This is a genomic window from Microcella sp. (assembly GCF_030645145.1).
Classification (GTDB): domain Bacteria; phylum Actinomycetota; class Actinomycetes; order Actinomycetales; family Microbacteriaceae; genus Microcella.
Window position 1 is genome coordinate 1 of sequence record NZ_JAUSMI010000014.1, and the last position, 6270, is coordinate 6270.

At 73.7% G+C, this 6270-nt stretch carries 8 protein-coding genes; 2 read left to right on the forward strand and 6 right to left on the reverse strand.

What is annotated here, in order from left to right:
* Window positions 1–1059 (forward strand): amino acid ABC transporter ATP-binding/permease protein (locus Q7T15_RS00940; RefSeq protein WP_304692357.1); only part of this gene is annotated, 1059 nt, incomplete at its 5' end.
* Between the two features lie 27 nt (window positions 1060–1086).
* On the opposite strand, the gene Q7T15_RS00945 is transcribed toward Q7T15_RS00940, so the two are convergent.
* Complete coding sequence (locus tag Q7T15_RS00945) at window positions 1087–1581, reverse strand: nucleoside deaminase (RefSeq protein WP_304692359.1); 495 nt, start codon at window positions 1579–1581, stop codon at window positions 1087–1089.
* A gap of 188 nt (window positions 1582–1769) precedes the next feature.
* Between Q7T15_RS00945 and Q7T15_RS00950 the strand changes: the two genes are divergently transcribed.
* Window positions 1770–3200: an aspartate ammonia-lyase gene (locus tag Q7T15_RS00950; RefSeq protein WP_304692371.1), complete on the forward strand. Its 1431-nt coding sequence runs from the start codon at window positions 1770–1772 to the stop codon at window positions 3198–3200.
* A 43-nt stretch (window positions 3201–3243) separates the two neighbouring features.
* Here the strand turns inward: Q7T15_RS00950 and Q7T15_RS00955 are convergent, their stop codons facing one another.
* The 5 genes from Q7T15_RS00955 to Q7T15_RS00975 all read right to left on the reverse strand — a co-directional run.
* Window positions 3244–3528 carry a Rho termination factor N-terminal domain-containing protein gene (locus Q7T15_RS00955; RefSeq protein ID WP_304692361.1) on the reverse strand — a complete coding sequence of 95 codons (285 nt, stop codon included), beginning with the start codon at window positions 3526–3528 and terminating at the stop codon, window positions 3244–3246.
* Window positions 3528–4409, reverse strand: coding sequence for an SDR family oxidoreductase (locus Q7T15_RS00960; RefSeq protein WP_304692363.1), 882 nt, complete (start codon window positions 4407–4409; stop codon window positions 3528–3530). The genes Q7T15_RS00955 and Q7T15_RS00960 overlap by 1 nt, the downstream gene beginning before the upstream one ends.
* Before the next feature lie 86 nt (window positions 4410–4495).
* Window positions 4496–4810, reverse strand: coding sequence for a hypothetical protein (locus tag Q7T15_RS00965; protein ID WP_304692365.1), 315 nt, complete (start codon window positions 4808–4810; stop codon window positions 4496–4498).
* 87 nt (window positions 4811–4897) lie between these two features.
* On the reverse strand, window positions 4898–5128 hold the full coding sequence (locus Q7T15_RS00970; RefSeq protein WP_304692367.1) for a hypothetical protein: 231 nt from the start codon (window positions 5126–5128) through the stop codon (window positions 4898–4900).
* Window positions 5125–6270 (reverse strand): DNA-3-methyladenine glycosylase 2 (locus tag Q7T15_RS00975; protein ID WP_304692369.1); only part of this gene is annotated, 1146 nt, incomplete at its 5' end. The genes Q7T15_RS00970 and Q7T15_RS00975, both read right to left, overlap by 4 nt.

Sequence of the window (6270 nt, forward strand, 5' to 3'; positions counted from 1 at the left end):
GCGCGGTGGGAGACCCTGCGCGCCTTCGGCGCCGACGTCGACCGTCGCGACGCCGTCCTCGCCCTCGACGCCCGCCTGCGCCGTGCGCAGTCGCGCCAGTCGACCGCCGCCGGAGCGGTCGCCGCGCTCGTGACGCTCGGCGGCGGCGCGATCCTCATCGCGACCCTCCTCGCCGTGCAGCCCGAGCTCGCGAGCGGCGCCCTCACGGGGCCGCAGCTCGCGATGCTCGTCCTGCTTCCGCTCGCCGTCGTGGAGGTCGTCGGCGCGCTTCCGGCAGCGGTGGGCGCGTGGTGGCGCGTTCGCGCGAGCGCCGAGCGCATCGCGACCGTCGTGCCCGAGCGCGCGCCCGCGGAGATCCCGCTCGCCCCCGCCCACCCGCGCGCCGCCGCGCCGCTCGGATCGCCGGGGGCCTCCGCGGTACGGCTCTCGGGCGTCGCGGCGCGCTGGCCGGGGGATGCCCGGCTCGCGCTCGCCCCGCTCGATCTCGAGCTGCATCCCGGCGACCGCGTCGTCGTGCACGGGCCGAGCGGCGCGGGCAAGACGACCCTCGCGCACGTGCTCGTGCGGTTCCTCGAGCACGAGGGCCGCTTCGAGCTCGGCGGCGTGGACGTGCGCGAGCTCGACCCCGACGAGGTGCGGCGCCGGGTCGTGCTGCTCGAGCAGCAGCCGCACCTGTTCGATGAGAGCATCCGCCAGAATCTGATCTTCGCGCGCGACACCGCGAGCGACGACGAGCTGCTCGCCGTGCTCGACCGGGTCGGGCTGGGGGAGTGGGTCGTCGAGCGCGGCGGTCTCGACGCCCCCGTCGGCGAGCGGGGCCGGCTCGTCTCCGGCGGTCAGGCGCAGCGCATCGCGCTCGCCCGGGCGCTGCTGAGCGAGGCGCCCGTGCTCGTGCTCGACGAGCCGACGGCGAACGTCGACCACGATCGTGCGGAGGCGCTCCTGGAGGAGCTGCTCGGCGCGGCGGCGGGGCCCGAGCGCGCGGTGCTCGTGATCTCGCACGCGCCCGTTCCCGATCGGCTCGTGACGGGGCGCGTGCGCATCGAGCCCGCCCGCTGAGCGCGACGGCGCTCGTCCGTGACGAGGTCAGTACTCGACGCGCTCGATGTTCTCGCGCCAGGCGTCGAACGGCGCGGCGGCGGTCGTCGACGGCGCCTGCTCGACGCGCGTCGGCCACTCGTCGCGGGGCGTGTCGAAGAGGTCGTAGAAGACCGCGTCGTCGAAGCCCGCCCGGGCGGCATCGTGACGATCGGCGGCGAAAACGACGCGGTCGAGGCGCGCCCACAGCGCGGCGCTCAGGCACAGCGGGCACGGCTCGCAGCTGGCGTAGAGCACGCATCCGGTGAGGTCGAACGTGCCGAGCTCGCGCGCCGCGACGCGGATCGCGACGACCTCCGCGTGCGCCGTCGGGTCGTTGTCGCGCGTCACGCGATTGACGCCCGTGAATTCCCGGCCGTCAGGGGTCACGACGATGGCTCCGAACGGTCCTCCGCCCTCGGCGACGTTGCGCGCGGCGAGGGAGATGGCGCGATCGAGGGCGGATCCGGGCGAGGCGGCATCGGGCGAGGGGGAGTCGTGCACCGCGACAGCCTAGTCGCGCGCTCCCCACTAGACTCATGCCGCCACCGCCACTGCTGTCGGACCCCATAAGGAAGAGGCATCCATTCATGGTGCGCACCACTGGCCCAGCTCCGAGCTTCACCACGAGTGACGACGGAATCCCCATCTATCGACCCGGCCTCCGCGAAGCCGGCGAGGCCCCGCGCGAGATGCGCATGGAGCACGACTCGCTCGGCTCGATGCCCATCCCCGCCGACGCGTACTGGGGCATCCACACCGCCCGCGCGCTCGAGAACTTTCCGATCACGCGCCGTGCACTCTCAAACCACCCCAACCTCGTCATCGCCCTCGCGTTCGTCAAGCAGGCCGCGGCGCGCGCGAACGCCGAGATCGGCGTGCTCGACCCCGAGAAGGCGGGCGTCATCGATCGCGCCTGCCAGGAGATCATCGACGGCGAGCTGCACGACCAGTTCGTGCTCGGCGTGCTGCAGGGCGGCGCGGGCACGAGCACCAACATGTCGACGAACGAGATCATCGCCAACCGAGGCCTCGAGCTGCTCGGCCACGCCAAGGGCGAGTACGAGCACCTGCATCCGATCGACGACGTCAACCGCAGCCAGTCGACGAACGACGTCTACCCGACGGCGATCAAGCTCGCGATGGTCCTGAGCCTCCGCACGCTCCTCGAGGAGCACGAGCTGCTCAGCGAGTCCTTCGCGAAGAAGGGGCGCGAGTTCGCGCACATCCTCAAGGTCGGCCGCACGCAGCTCCAGGACGCCGTTCCGATGACCCTCGGGCAGGAGTTCCGCGGCTTCGCGACGACGATGCGCGAGGACCACGACCGGCTCTCCGAGGTCATCCCGTGGCTCAACGAGATCAACCTCGGGGCGACCGCGATCGGCACGGGCATCACGGCCGACCCGCGCTACGCCGAGAGCGTGCGCCGTCACCTGAGCGAGGTCTCGGGCTACGAGATGGAGACCGCGCCCGACCTCATCGAGGCCACGAGCGACGCGGGCATCTTCATGACGCTCTCCGGCACGCTCAAGCGCGCCGCCGTGAAGCTCTCGAAGATCTGCAACGACCTGCGCCTGCTCTCGAGCGGCCCGCAGGCGGGCTTCGGCGAGATCAACCTTCCGCCGCGCCAGGCGGGCTCGTCGATCATGCCGGGCAAGGTCAACCCGGTGATCCCCGAGGTCGTGAACCAGGTCGCGTTCTCGATCATCGGCGCGGATGCGACCGTCACGGCCGCCGCCGAGGCGGGGCAGCTGCAGCTCAACGCCTTCGAGCCGGTCATCGCGACGAGCATCATGCAGTCGCTCGCGTGGATGACCAACGCGTGCCGCACGCTGCGCCTCAACTGCGTCGACGGCATCACCGCGAACGTCGAGCGGCTGAGCGAGATGGTCGACCTGAGCGTGGGCGTCGTCACGGCCCTCACGCCCTACATCGGCTACCAGGCCTCGGCGAAGCTCGCCTACGAGGCGCTCAACTCGCCCCTGTCGATCCGGCAGATCGTCGTCGAGCGCGGCCTCATGTCGGCGGAGGACGTCGAGCGCGTGCTCTCGCCCGAGCGGCTGTCGGGCGCCGTGCCGATGACGGGGGCGATCGCCCTGCCGATGGTGCCCGTCGAGGACTGACGCCGCGGCAGGACGACCGCTCGCCGGTCAGTGCTCGCGGAGGTCAGTGCTCGCGCAGCCGCTCGATGAGCTCGCCCTTGCGCAGTCGCGAGTACCCGGTGAGCCCGAGCTCCTTCGCGCGCTCGCGCAGCTCGCCGACCGTGCGCGACTCGTAGTCCTCCGCGTGCCCGCCGCGACGGCCGACCGACGATCGGCCGTCGCGCGCGGCGGCGTTGCTGATGCGCGCCGCCTTGCTCGCGCTCATCCCGTCGCCGGTGAGCGCGTCGTAGAGCTCCGGGTCCTTGAGGCTCGGGCGCTCCTCGTCCTGACTCTTCCCCGTCGGCGCCATCAGAGGCTCTTCCCGCCGGTCACGGGCAGCACCGCTCCCGAGACGTAGCTCGCGGCGTCGCTCGCGAGGTAGACGTAGGCGGGCGCGACCTCGGCGGGCTGCCCGGCGCGGCCGAGCGGGGTGTCCTGCCCGAAGTCGGGCAGGGTCTCCGGCCAGCTCGTCGCGGGGATGAGCGGCGTCCAGATCGGCCCGGGGGCGACGGCGTTGACGCGGATGCCCCGCTCGCCCAGCTCGGCGGCGAGAGCCCGCACGAACGCGACCTGGGCCGCCTTCGTCATGGCGTAGTCGATGAGCGTCGGCGAGGGGTGGAAGGCCTGGATCGACGACGTCACGATGATCGACGCCCCCGCCGGGAGGTGGGGGATCGCCGCGCGCGCCGTCGCGACGAGCCCGTAGAGGTTCGTGCGCATGACGCGGTCGAAGTCGTCCATCGGCAGCGACTCGAGGCCGTCGCGCTTCTCCTGGTAGGCGGCGTTGAGCACGAGCAGATCGAGCCCGCCGAGCGACTCGACGGTGCCCTCGACGATGGCCGCGGCGTGCTGCTCGTCGCGCACGTCGCCAGGCAGGAGCGCGCACTCGCGCCCCGCATCCGCCACCCAGCGGGCGGTCTCGCGCGCGTCCTCGTCCTCGTCGGGGAGGTAGGAGATCGCGACGTCGGCGCCCTCGCGCGCGAACGCGATCGCGACGGCGCGGCCGATGCCGCTGTCGCCGCCGGTGATGAGGGCGCGGCGGTCGCGCAGGCGGTCGGCTCCGCGGTAGCTCTCCTCGCCGTGGTCGGGCGTCGGGGTCGTCGCGTCGGTGAGGCCGGGCTGCGACTGCTCCTGCTCGGGGAAGCCCTCGCTGCGGTGGAGGGTCGTCGGGTCGGTGGTCGATGCGCTCATGTCGCTCCCTTCGGCGACCGCCGGCGCGGTCGCGGGGGCCACGGTACGACCGGGGAGCGGCCCTCGTCACGGGGTTGACAGGCGCGTCACTCCGTCGAGTCGGCGTTCTCCTTCGACTCGGCGCTGCCCTTCTCGACGAGGCGCTTGGAGAGCAGGACGATCAGGATGACGCCGAAGGTGTCGGCGACGAGGCTGATGTTGTACTCCCAGAAGAACCAGATCCAGAACTCGCCGGCGTCGAGCGGCGCGCCCATGTGCTCCTGCTCGCCGACCCAGACGTGGCGACCGGCGAGCATCGCGAGGACGGTCTGGACGAGCAGGATCGTCGCGAGGACGATCGACAGGCTGTGCCGCTGCCAGAAGGAGCCCTCGGTGCGCGCGCCGCGATAGTGCATGACCATGCCCGCACGCTAGCGGCGTCCCTGAGCGGCGGCGACGGGGTTGCGTGCGACCCGTCCTCATGCCCGCCACACCGACCGCGCGCGGGCTCAGCCGGCGGGGCGCTCGTCGTCGAGGGCGACGTCGGGGTCGGGCTCGACCTCGACGCGCTCGTCGGGGTCGATCGTCGGCGGCGGAAGCGCCTCGTCGACGGCGTCGTCGACGTCGACGGGTCGCTCGCCGTCGTGGTCGATGTCGCTCGCCAGCAGCTCGCGGTCGACGAGCTCGTCGTCGCCGCTGCGGGGCTCGTGGTTCCGGGGGTCGTGCTCGTTCGGGGTCATGCTCGCTCCCTCCGTCGGTGCGCGGTGCGCACTCCATCCTCCCGCGCCCGCCGCACCGCGGGGGGAGCGCTTCTCCACAGGTGCAGCGTCGCGTAGCTGCGCCAGGGCGCCCAGCGCTCGCCGAGCGCGTGCGCCTCCCGCGCCGTCGCGGCGGCACCGGCGGCGCGCAGCGACCGCAGCAGCACGAGGTCGTCCGCGAGCAGGATGTCCGGAGCGCCGAGCACGCGCATCGCCACGTATCCGGCCGTCCACGGCCCGATCCCCGGCAGCGCCTCGAGGCGCGCCCGCAGCTCGGCCGCCGGCATGCCGACGTCGATCGCGAGCCGACCGGTCGCGAGCTCCTCGGCGACGCCGATGATCGTCGCCACGCGCCGCGCGGGGCCGCGCAGCACGGCGTGCCCGTGCTCGGCGATCGCGGCCGCGCCGGGGAAGTCGCGCAGCCCCTCCCGCGGCTCGATCCCGGCGATCGCGTCGAGGTCGGCGGCGAGGCGCCCGAGCACGGTGCGCGCGGCGGGGAGCGAGATCTGCTGCCCCACGATCGTGCGCAGGAGCGTCTCGGCCGCATCGACCGCGCCGGGGATGCGGATGCCCGGCTGCTGCGCGACGAGCTGCCCGAGCAGGGCATCCCGCCCCAGGGTCTCGTCGATCGCGGCGGCGTCGGCGTCCAGATCGAACCAGCGGCGGATGCGCGCGACGAGCGGGGCCAGATCGGCGATCGCGGCGAGCTCGGCCGTGCAGATCACCCCGGGGCGGTCGTGGTCGAGGCGCACCGTGACGAGGGCGCCGCCGTGGGGGAGGGGGATGCGGCGGCGGACCGCGCCGTCGGCGTCGACCTCCTCGACGCCCGGGATCGCGTGGTCGGCGACGTACCGGACGAGGCCGGGCCCGTCGAACGGGGGCCGCGCGGCGAGCCGGACGGTCACGGCCGTCGACCCGTCCGCCGCGGGCACGCCCGTCGTCGCGCGCACGCCGTGGCGACCCGACCGCGCGAGCGCGCGCAGCGCCGTCGGCGCGAGGCCGTAGACCTCCTGGATCGTGTCGTTGAACTGCCGCAGACTCGCGAAGCCCGCCGCGAACGCGACCTCGGCGACCGGCAGCGCCGTGCCCGCGAGGAGGGCGCGCGCCGACTCGGCCCGGTGCGC